Below are 22112 nucleotides of genomic sequence, written 5' to 3'. Positions count from 1 at the left end.
TCGCCTCTTAATTCAAGCCGAACACGTTCAGCATGGTCGTCAGTTTGACGCCCGTTTCGCGCCACTCACCCAGCGGGGAAGAGGCCGGTACAATCCCTGCGCCGGCAAACAGACGCAGCGTGCGCTGGTGCAGACGGGCACAGCGAATCGTCACCACCCACTCGCCGTTACCTTCATCATCACACCAGCCGACGATGCCGCCGAACAGCTGACGGTCGAACGGCTCCAGTTCGCCAATCAGGCGTTTTGCCACCTGGTGCGGGAAACCGCTAAGGGCCGGCGTCGGGTGTAACAGGCAGGCCAGCGACATCGCGTTTTCCTGTGCCAGCGCTGTGCCTTCAATAGGCGTCGCCAGATGCCACAGGGTTGGAGTGTTGACCAGCTGTGGCGAATCAGGCAACGACAGCTCGCGGCAGCGCGGTGCCAGCACCGATTTCATCGCCTGGGTCACCAGCTCGTGCTCATGGCGATCTTTTCCTGATGCCAGCAGTTTGTTGCCGGCTTCACGATCCAGCACATCATCCGGCTGACGGCGGGCCGATCCGGCCAGCGGCAGAGAGCTGAAATGCTCGCCCTCTTTACGCAGCAGCAGCTCCGGGCTGGCGCCCAGCAGCACGCCGCCATCTGATAACGGCACGTGGAAGTTAAAGCTGGCAGGGTTTTGCGCGATCAGGCGCTCAAGCAGCGCGCCGCTGTCGACGCGATCGCGGGTGGTAATATCAATCAGGCGCGACAGGACGACCTTGTCAACTTCCGGCGTGGCGGTCAGCGCAGCAGCGCGTTCGACCATCGCCATAAAGGTATCCTGCTGTGGAATTTCCTGACGTTCCACTACATCCATCGGCGCCTGAACCGACGCGTAGCGTGCAGACTGCTGCCTGGCGGTACGGGAGAAGTTTTCCCAACGCTCGGGGATAAACAGCTCGGACGGCTGATGGGTATCAAACGGAATGGCGCCGACCATCACCGGTTTACGGATCCCGGCGGCCTTCGCCTCCCTGAACGCAGCCGCCATCTTCTGCTGGAAAGCGCCATCGAGTGACGCGCCATCCGCAGCAGAGTGGGTAAAACGGCTAAAACATCCCGCGGTACTGAAACTGCGGTACGGCGACATAAAGAAGAAGCTTTCCGCTGACAGGGTCATTTTTTGTTCCCGCACATCCTCGGCCAGTGACGTTTCCATATCATCCTCCAAAAACGATAAAGATATTACGAATAATTATCATTTATATTTTGGTTGGCTAACCTAAAAGGTATTGCCTGGCATGTCAACCATACAAACAGCATGTTGTGCTACTTAGACTTGCATCCGCACGGTACAAAGTTGAAAATGAGACGCATTTATTTCAACCTAATCAGGATGCGAATTCGTGAATTTGTCCACTTTTTGCCGCCGTACCTTACTGGCCTGCGGGCTGACCATTTTAGGAATGTCCTCAGTGCTGGCCGCCGACTGGCCGCGCCAGATAACCGATAGTCACGGCGTGCATACGCTGGAAAGCAAACCTCTGCGGATCGTCTCCACCAGCGTGACCCTCACCGGTTCCCTGCTGGCCATCGATGCGCCGGTTGTCGCCAGCGGCGCCACCACGCCAAACAATCGCGTAGCTGACGACCAGGGCTTCCTGCGCCAGTGGAGCAGCGTCGCCAAAGCGCGCAAGCTGACGCGTCTGTATATCGGCGAACCCAGCGCCGAAGCAGTAGCGTCACAGATGCCGGACCTGATCCTGATTAGCGCCACCGGCGGCGATTCTGCGCTGGCGCTGTATGACCAGCTGTCGACCATCGCCCCGACGCTTATCATTAACTACGATGATAAAAGCTGGCAGGCGCTGCTGACCGATCTCGGACAGATCACCGGTCAGGAGAAGCAGGCCGCCGAGCGGATTGCTGAATTTGATAAGCAACTCGCCACCCTGAAGCAACAGATGAAACTGCCGCCGCAGCCGGTAAGCGCGCTGGTTTATACCGCCGCCGCCCATACTGCCAACCTGTGGACACCGGCGTCCGCCCAGGGCCAGATGCTTGAACAACTGGGCTTCACCCTCGCCACCCTGCCTGAGGGGTTGCATGCCAGCCAGAGTCAGGGGAAACGCCACGACATCGTTCAACTGGGCGGTGAGAATTTAGCGGCGGGCCTCAACGGCCAGAGCCTGTTCCTGTTTGCCGGTGATGAGAAAGATGCCGGGGCGATTTACAGCAATCCGCTGCTGGCGCACCTGCCGGCGGTAGAGAACAAGCGAGTTTATCCACTCGGCATCGAAACCTTCCGTCTCGATTACTACAGCGCCATGCTGGTGCTGCAGCGTCTCTCTTCTCTGTTCGGCTAATCGCCCTTCCCGGCTGGCGCAACGCGTAGCCGGGATATTTCCATCGACTTAACTTTCGCTGACCGCTTCCGGGCGCTGGAACCGACGCAGTTCGTTCAGCAGTCCCATCAAGATCACGCCGACAATCACTAGCGCCCAACCGCTGGCGCTCGCCGAGGCCATCGGAGTCATGATCGCCCCCAGTCCGCCCAGCAAAGCCGCGCCAATGGCGTCGCCGGTGACGTTCTGCGCGGTCCACAGACCGTTAATACGGCCGAGCATCGCTTCCGGCGTCTGGGTCTGAATCAGGGTGTACTGCAGCAGTGAACTGATGGCGCTCAGCCAGCCGAACAACGCCAGACACAACGCCCCCAGCGCCCAGACCGGCATCACGCTGAACAGCGCAATCGCAACGAATGAGCCGACCGTGGTCATCAGCATCAACGCGCCCGGTCGGGCGGTTTGCGCCAGCTGACCGCTGGTCAACGCCCCGAGCGCGGCCCCCAGCGGGATCGCCGCATACAGAAAGCCAATCTGCGACGCTGACATCTGCCAGCCGTCGGCCAGTGCCGGATACAACACCCGCACCGCGCTTGCCATCGTCAACAGGCCGCCGAGCAGAGCAATCCCGCCGATCAGCGGGCTATTGAAGAGGAATTTCAGCCCCGCCAGCAGCGACTTCAGCGGATGCTCTCGCGGCTGCGGCGGTGGGGGCAGCAGCGGCAGGCGCAGCAGGGTCAAGGTGGTAATAAAGGTGCCCGCCGCCGCGAGGCCATAGTTCCAGGCCACGCCGCCGGTCGCCAGCAGCAAACCGCCGATCATCGGCGAAATCACCGAGCCCAGGCGTACCGTCAGCATGGTGATCGCCCCGGCCTGCATCAGGTTTTCGCGCCCGACCAGCGCTGGCGTGGCCGCCAGCAGCGCCGTGACGCCGAGCGAAGCAAAGAAACCATCCCAGATGCCCAGCAGATAAATCGCAATCAGCGACGGTTCAGGCAGTAGCGCGTTGAGACACAGCCCGACAAACCCGATACCGCAGGTGCCGCGCGCTAGCAAAATCAATCGTTTACGCTCGTAGCGATCCGCCAGTACCCCACCCACCATCAGGCCGACAAACATCGAGCAGCCGGTCAACGTGACCGACAGCCCCACCTGCCAGGTCGAGTGGGTCATCATCTGGATTTGTACCGGGATCGCCACGCCGAGCAGGCCCAGCGATAAGATTGAGATAAAGCGGGCAATAAAGACGGCGCGAAACGCCGGGTGGGTCTTCAGCAGGCTGAGGTTCAGCAGCCGGGATTGTCGGTTCATTACAGCGCCTTGTTATTATTTTCCATCTACGCGCGATCCTTCAGGCTGCGTCTTTGTTGGCTGCACTTTTTTAACCCGGTAATACGGTTAGCGTTACTTCCAGGCAGGCGTGCGTGTGGCGCCGCGATGCATTCTGATTGATTTTGCGTATACAATTCTTGTTCTTGTGGGCGGCCATGCTAACATAACCGAATAGAATCGATAACGATAATTACTATCATTATCATATCAGGGATGTGAATTATGTCGTTTCCTGTGACCAGGGTGCGCGCCGTTGCCGTGCCTGGTCTGTTACTCGTCTTAGCCGTTGCTATCGCCCTCAGTCTGCTCGTCGGGGCCAAACCGCTTCCATTGCACGTCGTTGTGGATGCCCTTTCGGGTACCTGCCGCACCGCCGACTGTACCATCGTACTCGATGCCCGGCTGCCACGAACCCTCGCGGGGCTGCTGGCAGGTGCCGCGCTGGGCCTGGCAGGTTCACTGATGCAAACCCTAACCCGCAACCCGCTGGCCGACCCCGGCATACTCGGCGTCAACTCTGGCGCCAGCTTCGCCATCGTGCTGGGTGCGGCGCTGTTTGGTATCCACTCTCCGCAAGAACAGCTACTGATGTCGTTTTGCGGCGCGTTTGGCGCTTCGCTGCTGGTGGCCTTTACCGGTAGCCAGGGAGGCGGCCAGCTCAGCCCGGTACGCCTGACGCTGGCCGGCGTGGCGCTGGCGGCCGTGCTGGAAGGGCTGTCCAACGGTATTGCCTTGCTCAACCCTGAAGTTTATGACCAGTTGCGCTTCTGGCAGGCCGGTTCGCTGGATATCCGTACCCTGCAAACGCTGAAAATCGTCCTGCTTCCGGTGCTAATCGCCGCTGCCGTCACCCTACTGTTAAGCCGGGCGCTGAACAGCCTGAGCCTTGGCAACGATACCGCCACCGCGCTCGGTAGCCGGGTCGCTCGCACCCAGTTTATCGGCCTGCTGGCCATAACCGTACTTTGCGGCAGCGCCACCGCGGTGGTTGGCCCCATCGCCTTTATCGGCCTGATGATGCCGCATATGTCACGCTGGCTGGTGGGCGCGGACCATCGCTGGTCGCTGCCGGTTACCTTACTGGCTACCCCTGCCCTGCTGCTGTTTGCCGATGTCCTCGGTCGTCTGCTGGTCCCCGGTGAACTCCGGGTATCGGTAGTCAGCGCCTTTATCGGTGCGCCGGTGCTGATCTGGCTGGTGCGCCGCCAGTCTCGCGGAGGTGTCATGTGAAAACGCCTTCCCGCCGTCTGCTGCTCAGTTGCCTGATTCTGCTTGCCGCCAGCCTGACCGTCTCACTTTTGGGACTCGGCAGCGGTCTGGTGCCGCTCAGCGTCAATCAGGTGGTTTCCGCCCTGCTAGGTGATGCGCCGCGCAATATCACCATGGTGGTGACCGAATGGCGCCTGCCGCGGGTGCTGATGGCGCTGCTTATCGGCGCAGCCCTTGGTGTCAGCGGCGCTATTTTTCAGTCACTGATGCGCAACCCCCTCGGCAGCCCGGACGTGATGGGCTTCAATACCGGCGCCTGGAGCGGCGTGCTGGTAGCGATGGTGATGTTCGGTCAGAACCTGACGGCTATAGCCCTGGCGGCGATGGTTGGCGGCGTGCTGACGGCGCTGGTGGTCTGGCTGCTGGCGTGGCGCAACGGCATTGAAACATTTCGTCTGATTATTATCGGCATTGGCGTACGCGCGATGCTGGTCGCCTTCAATACCTGGCTACTGCTGCGCGCCTCACTGGAAACCGCCCTTTCTGCCGGGCTGTGGAATGCCGGTTCGCTCAATGGGCTGACCTGGGGAAAAACCTGGCCTTCAGCACCGCTGATTCTGCTGATGCTGGTATGTGCGGCGCTGCTCGTGCGCCGGATGCGCCTGCTGGAGATGGGCGACGATACCGCCTGCGCGCTCGGCGTCCGGGTTGAACGTTCGCGTCTGCTGATGATGTTGGTGGGAGTGGTGCTCACCGCCGCCGCCACCGCGCTGGCCGGGCCGATTTCGTTTATCGCACTGGTGGCGCCGCATATCGCCCGCCGCCTGAGCGGCACCGCGCGCTGGGGATTAACCCAATCGGCGCTCTGCGGCGCGCTGCTGCTGGCGCTGGCGGATTACAGCGCCCAACGTCTGTTTATGCCCTATCAATTACCGGTGGGCGTCGTGACCGTCAGTCTCGGCGGCATTTATCTCATCGCGCTGTTAATTCAGGAGTCCCGCAAAAAATGACCGCTGAAACGACCCGTTTGCGTGGCGACCAGCTCACCCTGGCGTACGGCAAAAAGATCATCGCCGAATCGCTGAACGTCACCATTCCTGATGGCCATTTCACCGCGATTATTGGCCCCAACGGCTGCGGTAAATCCACGCTGCTGCGTACCCTGAGCCGCCTGATGACCCCGGTCAGCGGACATGTTTATCTCGATGGCGAGCAGATCCAACGTTATGCCAGTAAAGAGGTGGCGAAACGCATCGGCCTGTTGGCGCAGAACGCCACCACCCCTGGCGATATTTCGGTGCAGGAGCTGGTCGCCCGCGGTCGCTATCCGCATCAGCCGATGTTTACCCGCTGGCGCAAAGAGGATGATGACGCGGTCAACAAGGCAATGAAGGCCACCGGCATCACCGACCTGGCGCAGCAGAGCGTCGATACGTTGTCCGGGGGACAGCGACAGCGGGCATGGATTGCAATGGTGCTGGCGCAGGAAACCGCCATTATGCTGCTGGATGAGCCTACCACCTGGCTGGACATCAGCCATCAGATCGATCTGCTGGAGCTGCTGAGCGAGCTGAATCGCGAGAAGGGATATACCCTGGCGGCGGTGCTGCACGATCTCAATCAGGCCTGCCGCTACGCAACCCATTTAATTGCACTACGCGACGGAAAAATTGTCGCCGAGGGGGCACCGAAAGAGATTGTCACCGCCGAGTTGATCGAACAGATTTACGGCCTGCGCTGCACGATCATCGACGACCCGGTGGCCCATACCCCGCTGGTCGTGCCGCTGGGACGGCGTTAAACACCTCGTTTTTCCACCGCACTCGGCAATAAAAAACCCCGGTCGCGTTGCGCTTACCGGGGCTACGGTTCAGTGACAGCATAGGGATGCAGTAGCCCGGATAAGGCGCTGGCGCCGCTATCCGGGAACAGACTCAGGATTACCCCAGAATCTCCCGCACTACCGGGCCAATCGATTCGAAGGCCTGCGGCGAGATAATCTCCACGTGGGCGCAGTTCTGGCTAAAGACCTCCAGCTCTCCCACCCAGGGCCCCCACACCACCTGCGGATCCATCCCTTCCTGACGGGTTTTCTCCGCGACAAACAGCGTGGCCTTGCCGTCGAATTTCGCGCTGTGCGCGGTGGTCAGCAGACGTACCGCATCGGCATAGTTGCCCTCGATCACGCTGAACAACTCGCCGGAGGCCTGCCCCTGCTGGGCGGCAAGGAAGGCTTCACGCTCGCGATCGATCTCCGCCAGCACTTCCGGATCCAGACCGTTGGCCTCCTTTTCCGCCCAGTTCTGCGTCTCCGGCGGCCAGGTATCCAGCAGACCGAGGAAGGCTACCGCTTCGCCGCGCTGGCGTAACCGAGCGGCGATGCCCTGCGCCAGGGTTCCCCCGAGGGAATAACCGAAGAGGTAATATGGCCCGTGCGGCTGCTGTGCCAGCAGCGTCTGCAGATGCTGCTCGCAGACCTCATCCAGGCTGGCCGCGCTCATCATCGGCCCTTCCGGTCGCGGCGACTGAATGCCGGTAATCGACCAGCGTGGGCTGAGATAGCGGGCCAGCACGCTGAACTGCCAGGCGAAGCCCGACGCCGGATGGAAACAGAACAGCGTCGGCCCGTCGCTCACCCGCAACGGCAGAATTGCGTCAAAGCCCAGGCGCTGGGCCTGTTCATCGCTGAGATCGGAGGCCAGCAACGCGCTCAGTTTCCCTACCGTCGACGCCACCATTACCTGCCCCGGCGTGACCTGACGGTCCAGTTCACGGCCGAGCTGTGCCGCCAGGCGCATTGCCAGCAGCGAATGGCCGCCAAGGGCAAAGAAGTCGGCTTCAATATCGTCGACCTCGCAGCCCAGCAACTGGCTGAACGCCTGGGCAACCGTGGTTTCAATCCCCGGCTCCGGCGGACGACCGCGCTGTTCATTGCCGAGCGTCGGCAGCGGCAGCGCTTTACGATCCAGCTTGCCGTTAGCGCTCAGCGGCAGTTCCGCCAACTGAATCAACACCACCGGCACCATATGCGGCGGCAGTTGCTCAGCCAGACGCGCTTTCAGCCCTGCGGTATCTAACGGCAGCACGGACTCTGACACCAGATATCCCACCAGTTGACGGGCATCCCCCCCGGTCGCCGCCGCCTGATTAAAGACGCAGGCATTCGCCACCGCCTGAGCAACATCCGGCAGCGCAGACATCACCCGATCGATTTCACCCAGCTCAATACGCTGGCCGCGAATTTTCAGCTGATCGTCGCTGCGCCCGAGATACTCCACCGCGCCGTTCTCCAGCCAGCGAGCTACGTCACCGGTCCGGTACATCCGTTCGCCGGCAGCATACGGGTCAGCAATAAAGCGCGAGGCGGTCAGATCCGGACGCCCCAGATACCCTTGCGCCAGCTGAATACCGGTCAGATATAAATCACCCGCCACGCCCGGCGGAACCGGACGCATGCTGGCATCAAGAATGCGCAGCCCGGTGTTCCACACCGGCCAGCCAATAGGAACGCTGTTGCCGGTAACCGCCGCCAGCTCCGCGCCACAGGCCGGATACCAGCTCACATCCACCGCCGCTTCCGTTGGGCCATACAGATTGTGTAACGGTGCGCCGGTCAACGCTTCCCACTCGCGGCACAGCCCGGTCGGCAGCGCTTCGCCGCTGCAGAAGACGCGCTTGAGCGTGCGGCAGGTCGCCACATTGTCATCATCCAGCGAGGACACAAACGCGGCCAGCATCGACGGTACGAAGTGAGTCGTGGTCACCCCGTAACGGGCAAAGAACTGCTGCATCGCCAGCGGATCGCGGTGCGCTTCAGGCTCCGCCATCACCAGCCGCGCGCCGGTAATAAACGGCCACCAGAACTCCCAGACCGACACATCGAAGCTGCATGGCGTCTTTTGCGCCACCACATCGTCGGCACTGAGCGGATAGTGATTCTGCATCCACAGCAAGCGGTTGACGATCGCAGTTTGCCCCACCATCACCCCTTTCGGGCGCCCGGTGGAACCGGAGGTAAAGATGATATAGGCGGTGTGTTCAGCCTGCGACAGCGCCAGCGGCGCGGCATCGCCCGCCGGCAGCGGCTGCTGATAGCACAGGCTTTCAAGGCCCGGAATATCGCTAAAGCGCGCCAGCTGATCCTCGGCGGTAATCAGCAAGGTTGGACGCGCGTCTTCCAGCATCATGCGCAGACGGTCATCCGGATAGCCGGTATCCAGCGGTAGCCAGGCCGCACCGGCCTCGACGATACCGTGCAGTGCGAGGGTCAGGAACACCGAGCGCGGCAGCGCCACCGCCACGCTATCACCCGGTTTCACACCGCGTTCGCGCAGCAATTGCGCCAGCGCCACCACCTGTTGACGCATTTCGCGGTAGCTGAACTGCCAGTGGGCATCCGCCAGCGCCGGGGCATCGGGGGTTTTCTCCGCCTGTGCCGCGACCAGCGCGCTCAGCGTGGTCACCGGGAGCGCGACGCCGGTGTTATTGACCTGCGCCAGCTGTTCCGTTTCGTCGCGTGACAGCATATCGGCTTCGCCGCAGCGCAGCGCCGGATCGGCAGCAAACTGGGCCAGCAGCGCAGACAGGCGCGCCACGTGGTTGCGCAGCGTCGCTTCGTCATAGCGGGCTTTATTGGCCAGTACTTCCAGCGACAAGCCGCCGGACTCATCCGGGAACAGCGCCAGCTCGAGGTCATTCACCGGGCCGGTCGCCAGGGTGTGGGTCACGGCCTCAACGCCATCAATATCCAGAATGTAATCAAAGACTTTAACGTTGAGTACCGGGCCAAACAGCGGCTCATCGCCGGCGGCTTTGCCGCTATCACGGACAATCTGCTCAGCGTCATAGCGCTGGTGGCGACGCATTTTTTTCAGCTGCGCGGACAGGCGCAGCGCCAGATCGGCGAGGGTTTCCTGAGCGTCGATATGCACCGCTAGCGGCAGCACGTTAAGCACTGGTCCGCTTGCCGTCAGCGCCGCGGATCCCATACGCCGCATAAAGATAAACCCGGCGGCATAATCCATCCGACTGCATAAGCGACCGAGCCACAGGGTCGTCAGCGCCAACGCCAGATCGGCACGTTGGCACTGCGGCAGGCTGGTCGCCAGACGACTGAACAGACCGGCGTCGACATCCAGCTTTAACCGCCAGATGTCGGTACTGGTCGCACGTCCTGCCAGCGGCGCAGACGAGAGCGAGGCCGGAGACGGCAGCGCTTTTCGCTGCTCCATCCAGAACTGTTTATCCCGCAGCCAGGCGTCGCTGCCGTAATAGTGTTGATACTCTTCCACCACCTCGGCGAAAGGCGTAAAGGGGGATGCAGGGGTCTCTTCCCCACGCTGCCAGGCGCGGTAAATTGCGGCGATCTGGCGGGTAATAGCTGGAAAACTGAAGCCATCAACCAGTAAATGATGGTAACGCTGATACCAGTACCAGCAATCATCCGCCACCCGCATCAGCTGGTGACAAACCAGAGGATTGCCGCCATCGACCCGCAGGTTCTGTCCAAGGTCGGCCTGCATTAGCGCCAGCGCGGCGGCATGGGGATCGTGCGCATCGCGCAGATCGTGAGAGTCCGGTTCAGCAAAAGTTCGGCGCTCATCGACCCATTGCCAGGCTTCGCCGTTATCTTCGCAAAACCGCATGCTGAGGGTATCGGCCTGCGCCAGACCGCTGACAATAGCGCGTCCCAGCAGCGCCGGGTCAAGGTTGCCGCGCAGTTCAACATAGTGGGCCACGCTCCATACGCCGGGCAGCGTAGAGAGTCGCTCCGCCATCCAGATCCCAGGCTGTGCCGCCACCAACGGTAAACGAGTGGTCATCTTCGACTCCTTAACGTGCATGGTGTGCAGGGGTGAGGGTTGTCCAGTTCGCAGTCAGCCAGGCATGACATGCCTCTGAGGGCTGCGGCGGGCAAACCACCGTCCAGCCTTGCGGCAGAGCGCAGTGGTGCGGCCACAGGCTGTACTGCTGCTGTTCGTTGCGCAGAATATAAAACTGCCCTTGCGGATTATCGAAGGGGTTGCTGAATTGCATACCAAACTCCTGTCTTTACTCGCCATCCTTTACGTTACTTAGGCGCAGGCTGCCGCCATAACGCCGTCGCAATGATGTTGAGTCTGAAGCGCGCTTTGTCAGTGGTCGTGGCTCAACGGCTGCCATAGCTGGATTAATCCCGCCGTCAGCCCGCCACGCCAGCAAAGAGCATCGTGCCCGCCGTCAACCTGACGCCAGAAAATCGTCTGCTGTGTGTGTTGTAATTGCGATAAAAGCGCCTGGTTGGCGCGAAAAATCAGCGGCTCACGCTCACCGGCTTCCAGCCAGATTCGCAGCCCCTGCGGATGAAGTTCCCCCCGGCTCAGGCGCTCAATCAGCAGGCCCGTTCCGGCGCCGCCGCGATGCGGCCACCAGTAAGAGCCAGACTGACTCAGGACGCAACCAAAGCGTTCCGGCCAGTACAGCGCGGCAAACATCGCCGCCAGGCCGCCAAAGCTCTGCCCGGCGACCACGGTACGATCGGCGCGATCGCTGAAGGGGGCGATGTGGCGCACCAGGGGTAACAGTTCTTGCTGTACCGCCAGCCAAAATTCCGCATTGCAGGGCAGTTCCCGGCCACGATGTTCGTTATCAATGACATCAATCAGCAGGTAGACCGCCTGAGGCAGTTTTTCCGCCTGCGTCAGCTCAGACAGCGCCGGCCAAACCGGCATGCTTTCGGCCCAGAACTGGCCGTCCAGCAGCACCGCCAGCGGGCGTTCTTCGGGCGCGTCATCGCCGGTTGTGTAAATCCATATTCGCCGGGTGTTGCCCAGCCTGACGCTGCGCCACTCAATGCATACCGGCGCAGACGCGCGGGTACTGCGCGGCGACCAGCCCGGTTGTTCCGGCGCCTGCGGCAGCTCCAGCGCCGACACCGCATGACCGCGCCCGCCCTTCCAGCTTTGGGGGTTTAACGGGTCGGCAATCGCACGCGGTAGCAGTTTGCGCCAGCCTTCACGCAGCAGCATGCGGTCCGGGCCGCCACCGTTGAAAATCTCGGGAGCAAAGTCGTCTTCACGATCGGAGGGAATAAAACAGTAGCTGCCGCGCCAGGTCGGCGACAGGGTCGTTTGCCAGCACCAGGCATCGGTGCCAGGCACCCGCGTTAGGGTTTGCGGTACGGCATTTTGATGATGGTCGGTCACGCCGGTGATATAAATCCACACTCGCCGGGTCGACGAGGTCTCTTCACAACCCGCCGGATCCCGCCACCAGAATGTCACTAAACAGCGGTCATCACGGGCCTCGGACTGTGGTCCGGAGAGCGTCTGCCACCATTCATCACTTCCTGTTATTAACATCCCGTCATTAACCCTATGTTTAACGTGATTTTTCTCAACAAACGTAATTTTTATTGATAATATTATTGATAACTATTTGCATTTGCAATAGCGTATTACCGCCCTTTGGGAGACTCACTTCTAATTACACAGGTCAGAGAAGGTCGTTTGGTTAGCGACGGAATGCCAGGACCCTCTACTGACGACATTTTTTGCTGCCTCCCCTCCCGGTGGGATGGGACTTCAGGGGAAGGCGGCAACGAAAAGCAGGACGTAAAATGAATAACAAAATCAAATCATTGGCCTTACTGGTCAATCTGGGAATTTACGGTGCGGCCTTCCCGCTGTGTGCGGAAGAGACCCTCGATAGCCAAAAAACGGCCACCGAAGAAACCATGGTGGTGACTGCCGCCGAACAAAACCTGCAGGCGCCTGGCGTCTCGACCATCACCGCCGATGAAATTCGTAAACGTCCACCGGCCCGCGATGTTTCAGAAATTATCCGTACCATGCCGGGCGTCAACCTGACCGGTAACTCCACCAGCGGCCAGCGCGGTAACAACCGTCAGATCGATATTCGCGGCATGGGCCCGGAAAACACCCTGATTCTGATTGATGGCAAACCGGTCACCAGCCGTAACTCCGTGCGCCTGGGCTGGCGCGGTGAGCGCGACACCCGCGGCGACACCGGTTGGGTTCCACCAGAAATGATCGAGCGCATCGAGGTCATTCGTGGCCCGGCCGCCGCCCGCTACGGTAACGGCGCGGCAGGTGGCGTGGTCAACATCATCACCAAAAAAGGCGGCGATGAGTGGCACGGTTCATGGAATACCTACATGAACGCCCCGGAGCACAAAGATGAAGGCTCCACCAAGCGTACCAACTTTAGCCTCAGCGGCCCGCTGGGCGGCGATTTCAGCTTCCGCCTGTTAGGCAACCTGGACAAAACCCAGGCTGATGCCTGGGATATCAACCAGGGTCATCAGTCCGAGCGTACTGGCATTTATTCCAATACCCTGCCCGCCGGGCGCGAAGGGGTTCAAAACAAGAATATCGACGGTGTCGTGCGCTGGGATTTCGCGCCGATGCAATCACTGGAATTTGAAGCGGGATACAGCCGCCAGGGCAACCTCTACTCCGGTGATACACAAAACACCAACACCAACGATCTGGTGAAAGAAAACTACGGTAAAGAGACCAACCGTATCTACCGCAATACCTACTCGATGACCTGGAACGGTGCCTGGGATAACGGTATTACCACCAGCAACTGGGCGCAGTACGAACATACCCGCAACTCACGTAAAGGCGAAGGCCTGGCCGGGGGAACCGAGGGGATCTTCAGCAGCAATCAGTTCTCTGATATCGACCTGTCCGACGTGATGCTGCACAGCGAAATCAGCATTCCGTTCGATCTGTTAGTGAATCAGAACCTGACGCTGGGTACCGAATGGAACCAGCAGCGCATGAAGGATAAGGCATCAAACACCCAAACCTTTATGGGCGGTACCATCCCAGGCTATGACAGCACTGGTCGCAGCCCGTACTCAAAAGCCGAGATTTTCTCCCTGTTTGCTGAAGACAACATGGAGTTAACCGACACCACCATGTTAACCCCGGCGTTGCGTTTCGATCATCACAGCATTGTCGGCAATAACTGGAGTCCTTCTCTGAACCTGTCCCAGGGCCTTTGGGATGACTTCACGCTGAAAATGGGCATCGCCCGCGCCTACAAAGCGCCAAGCCTGTATCAGACCAACCCGAACTACATTCTCTACAGCCGCGGTCAGGGTTGCTATGCGAGCCAGGCCGGTTGTTACCTGCAGGGTAATGAAGACCTGAAAGCAGAAACCAGCATCAACAAAGAAGTTGGCCTCGAGTTTAAACGCGATGGCTGGCTGGCGGGCGTCACCTGGTTCCGCAACGACTACCGTAACAAGATTGAAGCGGGCTATTCGCCGGTTTACACCAACGGTAGCGGCACCGATCTCTACAAATGGGAAAACGTCCCTAAAGCGGTTGTTGAAGGCCTGGAAGGAACGCTGAACGTACCGGTTACTGAAACGGTGAACTGGACCAACAACATCACCTATATGCTGCAGAGTAAGAATAAAACCACCGGCGATCGTCTGTCGATTATTCCGGAATATACGCTGAACTCCACCCTGAGCTGGCAGATTCAGGAAGACGTTTCCGTCCAGTCGACCTTCACCTGGTACGGCAAGCAGCAGCCGAAGAAATATAACTACAAAGGTCAGCCGGTCACCGGCAGCGAGAAAAACGAGGTTAGCCCGTATAGCATCCTCGGCCTGAGCGCGACCTGGGACGTCACCAAATACGTCAGCCTGACCGGCGGTGTGGATAACGTCTTTGACAAGCGTCACTGGCGTGCCGGTAATGCCCAGACCACCGGCGGTGCGACCGGCTATATGTACGGCGCAGGGGCTGAGACCTTCAACGAACCGGGTCGTACCTGGTACATGAGCGTCAATACCCACTTCTGATTGTTCTCCTGATCTCCCCCGCCCTCTTCTCATGGAGGGCGGAGGGAGGAATCTGTTAACATCCCTCGATGCACATCCAACACACGATAATCCAGCTTGCCGGCCATTCGCTTCATCGGGTTGATTTCGATCCGGCGACGTTTCAGGCTACCGATCTCCTGTGGCTCCCTCATCATGCCCGGCTCGCTAACGGTGCGCGTAAACGGCAGACCGAACATCTTGCCGGCCGCATCGCCGCAGTTTACGCCCTACGGGAAGTGGGGGTAAAAGCGATCCCCGGAATTGGCGAGCAGCGCCAGCCACTGTGGCCGGCGCCATGGTACGGCAGCATCAGCCACTGCGGACATAGCGCGCTGGCGGTGGTCTCTGAGCGTCCGGTCGGCGTGGATATTGAGCAACTGTTCTGCCCGTCTTTGGCGTCGGAACTGGAAAGCAGCATTATCACCCCGGCGGAACGCGCGGTGCTAAACGCAAGCGGGCTGTCCTTTGAACTGGCCCTGACCCTGGCGTTTTCAGCGAAGGAGAGCGGGTTTAAGGCGAGTCATCCGGACACACAAGCCGGAACCGGTTTTAGCGACTTTCAGTTGGTACATATAAAGGAAGGACGTTTGCTACTTCGGTTATCTACCGAGGAGTGTTGGCTGTCATGGATGATGGAGGATGAGTACGTCATTACGCTATGCACGTCGTAAAAACGAAACCCGCACGGTTTTCCGTACGGGTAAGTCATCCAACGTGGCGATAAAATCAGCGCATCTGCTTTGCTAGCTCAGCAATGGACGCTGCATCAAAACCGTGGTGTTTGCGCAGCCAGCCGCGATCTGCCGCTGCAGCATACTCGCCGTCCGGAATTCCAAGGCGCTTAAGCGTCATACCTGCTCCGGCTTCTGCCAGCACCTCTGCCACCAGGCCGCCCAAACCACCGTTGACGTTATGTTCTTCCACGGTAATCACTGCTTTGCAAGGCTTCAATGCAGCCAGCAGCGCGGCGGTATCACAAGGACGGATTGACGGGATGCTCACCACTTTAGCCTCAATCCCCGCATCGGCCAGAATCTGCGCGGCATCGACGATTTCATGAACCGTAGAACCGGTTGCTACCAGCGCAATATCTTCGCCTTCGCGCAAGGTCACCACGGCCCCCGGCACGAACTGATAATCTTCATCATGTAACTCCGGCAATGCTTTGCCGTCGAGACGAATATAAACCGGTCCTTGATACCCAATAGCGTAATCAATAATCTGCCGACATTCTCGCGGTGAAGAAGGTGCAAAAATTTGAATATTGCCGAAACCGCGCATCACTGCCAGATCGTCAATCGCATGATGAGTACTCACCAGAGGGCCGTAGCTGGCACCAGCATTAAGACCAAACAATTTGACGTTGGTGTTGTTATAGCAAACGTCGACTTTAATTTGCTCATTAGCGCGAGAGATCAAGAACGGCGCTGCGTTACAGGTCACCGCCACTTTTCCGCCCAGTGCCAGCCCTGCGGCCATTCCAACCATGCTCTGCTCGGCGATACCCACGTTAACCAGGCGACCTGGAAATTGTTTAATAAACGGGGCAATTTTCGCGGTTGACGTTGAGTCAGCGACCACAGGCACCAGATCGACACCACGCTCAACAGCATCAATAAACGCCTGAACCATCACGGTCGCCAGATGTTCTGCATTACTCATCTTTCAGTTCCTCCAGTGCCAGTGCAATTTCTTCGCCTTTCGGTACCCGGTGGTGCCACTCCGGACGCCCCTGGATAAAGGAAATACCAGCACCTTTCGTCGTGTTGGCAATAATAACGTTCGGTTTACCTTCTTGTTTCAGCGCTTCCAGGGTCGCAACCACCGACGCCATATCGTTCCCCTGGCATTCGGTTACTGCCATACCAAAGGCTTTCCATTTCTCAGCCAGCGGATCGGTATTCATTATTTCGCGAGTCGGGCCTGCCAGCTGCAGGTTGTTTTTGTCATTAATAATGACCAGGTTATCAAGCCCATAGTGAGCAGCAGCCAGCGCCGCTTCCCAGTTACTGCCTTCAGCCAGTTCACCATCACCGGTAATTAAAAAGATGCGGCGGGAGCTGTTACTTTTCTTCGCCGCCAGCGCCAGCCCTACGGCGACAGGCAAACCGTGCCCCAGCGCTCCGGTGTTCAGCTCAATACCAGGGGTTTTCTGACGGACCGGGTGGCCCGGAAGATGTGAATTCGCGTGCTGGTAGGTCTCCAGCCACTCAACAGGAAAGAAACCGGCTTCGGCCAGCACACAGTAATAGCAGCCCACCGCGTGACCTTTCGACTGGATATAGATATCGCGCTGGTCATCAGCCAGACGGTCCGGCGCAACGTTCATAATACGGAAATAGAGCGCGGTGAGCAGTTCCACCTGCGACAGGTCGGCGCCGGTATGTCCGCCGGCCGGGCTGTTGGCATTAAGCCTGACAATGTGACGACGCACTGCGCGAGCTTTACGCTCTAGTGCCTGAACATCATAGCTATAGGGATTCATTTAATACCTCTGAATTTATTTTCAACTTGGAATATTTATTCCGTCAGGGACTAAAAAAACCAGACATCCCCAGCCAACGCATCGCAACTCTTCCGCCGCAGCATCATACTCAGGAACATTCTGCCTCCTTACCACCAGGCAGATCTGCGCCTGGGTACTTTTCAGTTGATCCGAAAGTCGATTGAATATATATTCATTATCGATTCTTTATTCAATTATGCTATCACTGTTTTGTTTTTGTCCATAGCTGATTTTGAGGATTGGCGAAAGTTAGATATCCATCACACTTAAATGTCTTCTCTTTTCGCGTATGATAATGAGCTCTAACATAATGGCTGCACGTAAATGATTTTCGGGGAAATATATGGCTAAGCAGGATGAACAACGGCTATTAGTTAAGATTGCCACGCTTTACTATCTTGAAGGACGCAAGCAGTCCGACATTGCTCAACTTCTCTCGCTTTCTCAGTCATTTGTCTCCCGAGCGATTACCCGTTGTCAAAAAGAAGGCGTTGTAAAAATTAGCGTTGTTCAGCCATCAAATATTTTCCTTAATCTCGAAAAAGGTCTTGAGGATCGCTACGGAATTAAGCAAGCCATCGTGGTCGATACCGAAGAGGACGCCAGCGATCACACGATCAAGCGCGCCATCGGCTCTGCGGCGGCCCACTATCTGGAAACGCGATTACGCCCGAAAGATCTGATCGGCGTCTCCTCGTGGAGCTCAACCATCCGCGCGATGGTGGATGAAGTGCACGCGCAAAATCTTAAAGCCAGCGGCGTTATTCAATTGCTGGGCGGCGTAGGCCCCAACGGTAACGTGCAGGCGACTATCCTCACCCAAACACTGGCGCAACATCTTAACTGCGAGGCCTGGCTGCTCCCTTCCCAGAGCATTGAAGGTTCTATCGAGGAGAAAAATCGTCTCGTCGCCAGTAAAGATGTCGCCGATGTCATCGCTCGTTTCGACGAAGTGGACATTGCTATCGTCGGGATTGGTATTCTTGAGCCTTCGCAACTGCTGAAAACGTCAGGGAACTACTACCACGAAGATATGCTTCAGGTGCTGGCTGAACGTGGTGCAGTCGGGGACATATGCCTGCACTACTACGATAAAAATGGCCAGGCCGTGTTAAGCGACGATGAAGATCCTGTTATCGGCATGGCCCTTGAGAAGGTGAAGAAGTGCCCTAACGTGGTTGCCCTTGCCGGTGGTAGCGATAAGGTTGCGGCTATCAAAGGCGCGTTATCAGGTGGTTATATCGATGTCCTGGTCACCGACTACCCCACTGCACGACTGCTTATCGCCGGCTAATTTTTCACTCTGCCACTTTACCGCATCCTTTACGCTTTCTAATGAGCGTAAAGGAACTGCAAATAAATATTTATTTTTCAAAAAGATAATCACACACCCCAACGCTCTCTTCTATCTCTCCTCGCATGCTTCACCGATCGGATAAGTGTGATTGCCAGCACAATTGATGACTTTGCCTGTAGCCCGACGGGAAGTTTCTGGCTAAGGTATCAAATAAATAATCACTATCGAATATATATTCAGTGATTAAAAAAGTGAAAACGAATTGTCACATCATGGCCTGCTAAGACGCATTGCGATAAAGAGGACTATCTTGCTTACCCTCTCAGCGCCAGGACGAAGTGTGACTCAGGAGACGACCTAATGCAGGTAACATGTAAAGAGTTCATTATTGCCCTGGACGAAGGCACCACTAACGCCAAAGCTGTCGTGCTCGATAGCCGTGGTCACGTCGTGGCAAAATTCTCTCAGCCGCTGGCCATTCAAACGCCGCGAGATGGTTGGGTAGAGCAGTCGGGCGAAGGTCTGGTTGAGGCCTCGCTTGACGTTATCGCTAAAGCTGTTGAGCACGTGGGTGCAGAAAACATCGCCGCATTAGCCATCAGTAACCAGCGAGAAACCGCCATCGGCTGGTACCGTCAGAGCGGCAAACCGATTAACGCCGCCATCACCTGGCAGTGTACGCGCAGCGCGACGTTTTGCGATGAACTGCGCCGCAACAACAAAGAACAACAGATCAAAACCACCACCGGTTTGCCGATTGCGCCCCTGTTCTCTGCCTCAAAAATGCGCTGGTTACTGGAATCCGTTCCTGATGGCCGCATGCAGGCAGAACGTGGAGAGATCTGCCTTGGCACTATCGACAGCTGGCTGCTGTGGAATTTAACCCAAGGCGAAGCCTTCTATTGCGATCACTCCAATGCCGCACGTACCCAGTTGCTGAATCTGCAAACCGGGCAGTGGGATAACGAGATGCTGGCGCTGTTCCAGATCCCGAGCGCCGCACTGCCGGAGATTAAACCTTCCAGCGGATTATTTGGTTACACCCGCGGACTTAACACCATTCCCGATGGTATTCCGGTGATGGCGATGGTCGGCGATTCCCACGCTGCACTTTTCGGCCATGCTCTTGGCGAACCGGGCTGTGTGAAAGCCACATACGGTACGGGGTCATCGGTGATGGCGCCGGTAAAATCCGCACAGTGCGACATCGGCGCGCTGGCCACCACCATCGCCTGGCACGACGGCGACAGCATCACCTACGGACTGGAAGGTAATATTCCGCATACCGGCGATGCCGTTGCGTGGATGGCTGATAGCACCGGCCTGAGTGAACTATCCGATGCCGAACTGGCTCACGAACTCAATACGCTTCCCGCCTCCGTGGAATCTACGCTGGGCGTCTATTTTGTGCCAGCCTTAACCGGCCTGGGCGCACCGTGGTGGGACGACAGCGCCCGTGGCGTTATTTGTGGCCTGAGCCGCGGCGTCAAACGAGCCCATCTGATCCGTGCCGCTCTGGAGTCTATCACCTATCAAATCGCCGACGTGGTCGTCGCCATGCGCCAACAGGATGACTTTCAGCTGACGGCATTAATGGTCGACGGCGGCCCGACGAAAAACGACTGGCTGATGCAGTATCAGGCCGATCTGCTGGGCTGCCCGGTAATGCGCAGTGACATTGCTGAACTTTCAGCGATCGGCGCAGCCTTGCTCGCCCGAAAAGCCCTAAATCCAGGTTCCGTGACCGACCTGAAAGCGTTCTTAACCGAACATAGCGAATTCATCCCCGACATGGCCCGCCACCAACGCTTGCAGAAAAGATGGCAGGAGTGGCGCCATGCAGTGAACAGAACATTATGGAAACCGGCAACGTCCGCCTGATACCCACCAGGGAATCTCGTGTGTGACGACCCTTAATCACTAACAGAAGGAGACTTCCGGCCCATAAATTTGATTTTCTGGCCTTACGTTGTTTCACCGTACCCGACAATAACAACCAAGAGAGATAATTGTCATGAAATTACGTTTAACGCTTTTAACTGCAGCGACCCTGACCGCCTTTTCTTTTGCCACCCATGCTGCAGAAAAAGGCACCATTATGATCATGGTAAACTCATTGGATAACCCGTATTACGCCTCTGAAGCCAAGGGGGCCAGCGAGAAAGCAAAAGAACTGGGATATCAGACCACCATTCTATCCCATGGCGAAGATGTAAAAAAACAGAATGAGCTAATTGATACCGCCATCGGCAAAAAGGTTCAGGGCATTATTCTGGATAATGCTGATTCTACCGCTAGCGTCGCTGCCATTGAGAAAGCCAAAAAAGCGGGCATTCCCGTCGTATTAATCAACCGCGAAATCCCTGTCGATGATGTTGCACTTGAGCAAATTACACATAATAACTTCCAGGCGGGTTCGGAAGTCGCCAACGTATTTGTAGAGAAGATGGCGGAGAAAGGAAAATATGCCGAACTGACCTGTAACCTTGCAGATAATAACTGTGTTACCCGTTCTAAATCCTTCCATCAGGTCATCGATCAGTACCCGGATATGGTGAGCGTTGCAAAACAAGATGCTAAAGGGACATTAATCGACGGCAAACGCATCATGGACAGCATTCTGCAAGCGCATCCTGACGTAAAAGGTGTGATTTGCGGTAACGGCCCTGTCGCCCTCGGTGTGATTGCCGCGTTGAAAGCCGCAAATCGCACTGATGTTGTGGTTGTCGGTATCGACGGTAGCAACGATGAGCGCGATGCGGTGAAAGCCGGAACGCTGCAGGCAACCGTCATGCTTCAGGCTCAGGCTATCGCCGCTCAGGGCGTTACCGACCTCGATAACTACCTGCAAAAAGGGGAAAAACCGGCGAAGCAGCGCGTGATGTTCCGCGGCATTCTGATCACACAAGACAATGCAGACAAAGTTCAGGACTTCAATATCAAGTCCTGAGTTCGGGTTGTTGCGCCCCTGTGGGGGCGCACAGGAGAGTATTATGTATAAAAAAACCTGGCTGGCACTGGCTGTTCTTGCGCTCGGAGGCTGTCGTATTGTCTCTCAGCAGGAGCTGGCCGATCTGAAATCCCCGCCCAATCCGCACATGGCTAATATCGACCAGACCTGGCAAGACCAGGTGGTTCCTCAGGTCGTTGCTAAGGCTCGTCCCGTTGCTGAATTAATGACCGCCCTACGTTCGGCGAAAGATATCGATAGTGCCTGTAAAAATTTAGGCTATCGCTCGCAGGATGAAAACCCCTGCATTTTTTACGTGAAAGTTGAAGGCAATATCACCAAAATCGATTCCACTTCCCGTAGTGGAAAAATGACAATTCACGATGCCAGTGGCAGCAATGTCGTCGTACAGATTGGTCCAACCCTGCGCGGTACGCTGTTACGTGATGGGTATCAGGGAGCCAGTTATCAGGACTTTAACGACCAGGTTCTTTTTGGCGAATATGGCCGTGCAATTAACGAACATGCGGTAAAAATGATCGCCGCCGCGCAAGTTAAAATGGGCGATGCGACGCAAGTCTATGGCGTATTCTCAGCCTGGGATATTCCGCAATCCATCCCTGATATTACGCCGGCGAAGATTGTTCGTTTGGGAGGACAATAAT

General features: G+C 57.6%; 17 protein-coding genes. 10 read left to right on the top strand and 7 right to left on the bottom strand.

Translation table 11 applies throughout. From position 1 onward, the window contains the following. Positions 1-7 precede the first annotated feature (7 nt). Complete coding sequence (gene entC / locus ACMYSO_RS20680; protein ID WP_434667451.1) at positions 8-1183, bottom strand: isochorismate synthase EntC; 1176 nt, start codon at positions 1181-1183, stop codon at positions 8-10. Positions 1184-1430: 247 nt separating this feature from the next. On the opposite strand from entC, the gene fepB reads away from it, so the two are divergent. Then, positions 1431-2330, top strand: a complete 900-nt coding sequence (gene fepB / locus ACMYSO_RS20675; RefSeq protein ID WP_434587026.1) for a Fe2+-enterobactin ABC transporter substrate-binding protein — start codon at positions 1431-1433, stop codon at positions 2328-2330. Positions 2331-2378: 48 nt separating this feature from the next. Here fepB and entS read toward each other — a convergent pair whose 3' ends face one another. Further along, entirely contained in the window at positions 2379-3620 is a 1242-nt protein-coding gene (gene entS, locus ACMYSO_RS20670) for an enterobactin transporter EntS (protein WP_434667449.1), read from the bottom strand. A 243-nt stretch (positions 3621-3863) separates the two neighbouring features. Here entS and fepD point away from each other — a divergent pair, with 243 nt between their 5' ends. The 3 genes from fepD to fepC are packed head-to-tail and all read left to right on the top strand — an operon-like array spanning position 3864 to position 6651. Beyond that, on the top strand, positions 3864-4871 hold the full coding sequence (gene fepD / locus ACMYSO_RS20665; protein WP_434667446.1) for a Fe(3+)-siderophore ABC transporter permease: 1008 nt from the start codon (positions 3864-3866) through the stop codon (positions 4869-4871). Then, complete coding sequence (gene fepG / locus ACMYSO_RS20660) at positions 4868-5860, top strand: iron-enterobactin ABC transporter permease (protein WP_434667443.1); 993 nt, start codon at positions 4868-4870, stop codon at positions 5858-5860. Before fepD ends, fepG begins: the two co-directional genes overlap by 4 nt. Continuing rightward, positions 5857-6651 carry an iron-enterobactin ABC transporter ATP-binding protein gene (fepC, locus tag ACMYSO_RS20655; RefSeq protein ID WP_434585955.1) on the top strand — a complete coding sequence of 265 codons (795 nt, stop codon included), beginning with the start codon at positions 5857-5859 and terminating at the stop codon, positions 6649-6651. The genes fepG and fepC overlap by 4 nt, the downstream gene beginning before the upstream one ends. Before the next feature lie 139 nt (positions 6652-6790). Here the strand turns inward: fepC and entF are convergent, their stop codons facing one another. The 3 genes from entF to fes all read right to left on the bottom strand — a co-directional run bounded on the left by entF (position 6791) and on the right by fes (position 12190). After that, positions 6791-10672 carry an enterobactin non-ribosomal peptide synthetase EntF gene (entF, locus tag ACMYSO_RS20650; RefSeq protein WP_434667440.1) on the bottom strand — a complete coding sequence of 1294 codons (3882 nt, stop codon included), beginning with the start codon at positions 10670-10672 and terminating at the stop codon, positions 6791-6793. A gap of 10 nt (positions 10673-10682) precedes the next feature. Then, positions 10683-10886 (bottom strand): MbtH family protein, encoded by a 204-nt coding sequence (locus ACMYSO_RS20645; RefSeq protein WP_434667437.1) that lies wholly within the window; start codon positions 10884-10886, stop codon positions 10683-10685. 98 nt (positions 10887-10984) lie between these two features. Then, entirely contained in the window at positions 10985-12190 is a 1206-nt protein-coding gene (gene fes / locus ACMYSO_RS20640; protein ID WP_434667434.1) for an enterochelin esterase, read from the bottom strand. A gap of 257 nt (positions 12191-12447) precedes the next feature. Between fes and fepA the strand changes: the two genes are divergently transcribed. Further along, positions 12448-14673 (top strand): siderophore enterobactin receptor FepA, encoded by a 2226-nt coding sequence (gene fepA / locus ACMYSO_RS20635; protein WP_434667431.1) that lies wholly within the window; start codon positions 12448-12450, stop codon positions 14671-14673. A 68-nt stretch (positions 14674-14741) separates the two neighbouring features. Next, positions 14742-15365 carry an enterobactin synthase subunit EntD gene (gene entD / locus ACMYSO_RS20630; protein ID WP_434667428.1) on the top strand — a complete coding sequence of 208 codons (624 nt, stop codon included), beginning with the start codon at positions 14742-14744 and terminating at the stop codon, positions 15363-15365. Between the two features lie 55 nt (positions 15366-15420). On the opposite strand, the gene ACMYSO_RS20625 is transcribed toward entD, so the two are convergent. Together ACMYSO_RS20625 and ACMYSO_RS20620 are read right to left on the bottom strand one after the other, a co-directional pair. Continuing rightward, positions 15421-16356 (bottom strand): transketolase family protein, encoded by a 936-nt coding sequence (locus ACMYSO_RS20625; RefSeq protein WP_434667425.1) that lies wholly within the window; start codon positions 16354-16356, stop codon positions 15421-15423. Beyond that, a complete protein-coding gene (locus ACMYSO_RS20620; protein WP_123755894.1) occupies positions 16349-17179 on the bottom strand; it encodes a transketolase in 831 nt (276 codons plus the stop codon). The genes ACMYSO_RS20625 and ACMYSO_RS20620 overlap by 8 nt, the downstream gene beginning before the upstream one ends. A 364-nt stretch (positions 17180-17543) precedes the next feature. On the opposite strand from ACMYSO_RS20620, the gene ACMYSO_RS20615 reads away from it, so the two are divergent. The 4 genes from ACMYSO_RS20615 to ACMYSO_RS20600 all read left to right on the top strand — a co-directional run bounded on the left by ACMYSO_RS20615 (position 17544) and on the right by ACMYSO_RS20600 (position 22111). Then, entirely contained in the window at positions 17544-18494 is a 951-nt protein-coding gene (locus tag ACMYSO_RS20615; RefSeq protein WP_434667422.1) for a sugar-binding transcriptional regulator, read from the top strand. A gap of 363 nt (positions 18495-18857) precedes the next feature. Then, entirely contained in the window at positions 18858-20378 is a 1521-nt protein-coding gene (locus ACMYSO_RS20610) for an FGGY family carbohydrate kinase (RefSeq protein ID WP_434667419.1), read from the top strand. Positions 20379-20511: 133 nt separating this feature from the next. Beyond that, positions 20512-21447, top strand: a complete 936-nt coding sequence (locus ACMYSO_RS20605; RefSeq protein WP_434667416.1) for a D-ribose ABC transporter substrate-binding protein — start codon at positions 20512-20514, stop codon at positions 21445-21447. A gap of 43 nt (positions 21448-21490) precedes the next feature. Next, positions 21491-22111: a DUF2291 family protein gene (locus ACMYSO_RS20600; RefSeq protein WP_434667413.1), complete on the top strand. Its 621-nt coding sequence runs from the start codon at positions 21491-21493 to the stop codon at positions 22109-22111. The last annotated feature ends 1 nt before the right edge of the window (position 22112 follow it).

Origin of the sequence: Klebsiella sp. B345 (genome assembly GCF_051131735.1) — a bacterium.
Classification (GTDB): Bacteria; Pseudomonadota; Gammaproteobacteria; order Enterobacterales; family Enterobacteriaceae; genus Klebsiella.
The sequence above is the reverse complement of the archived record's forward strand: the minus strand, read 5'-3'. Positions and strand labels throughout refer to the sequence as shown.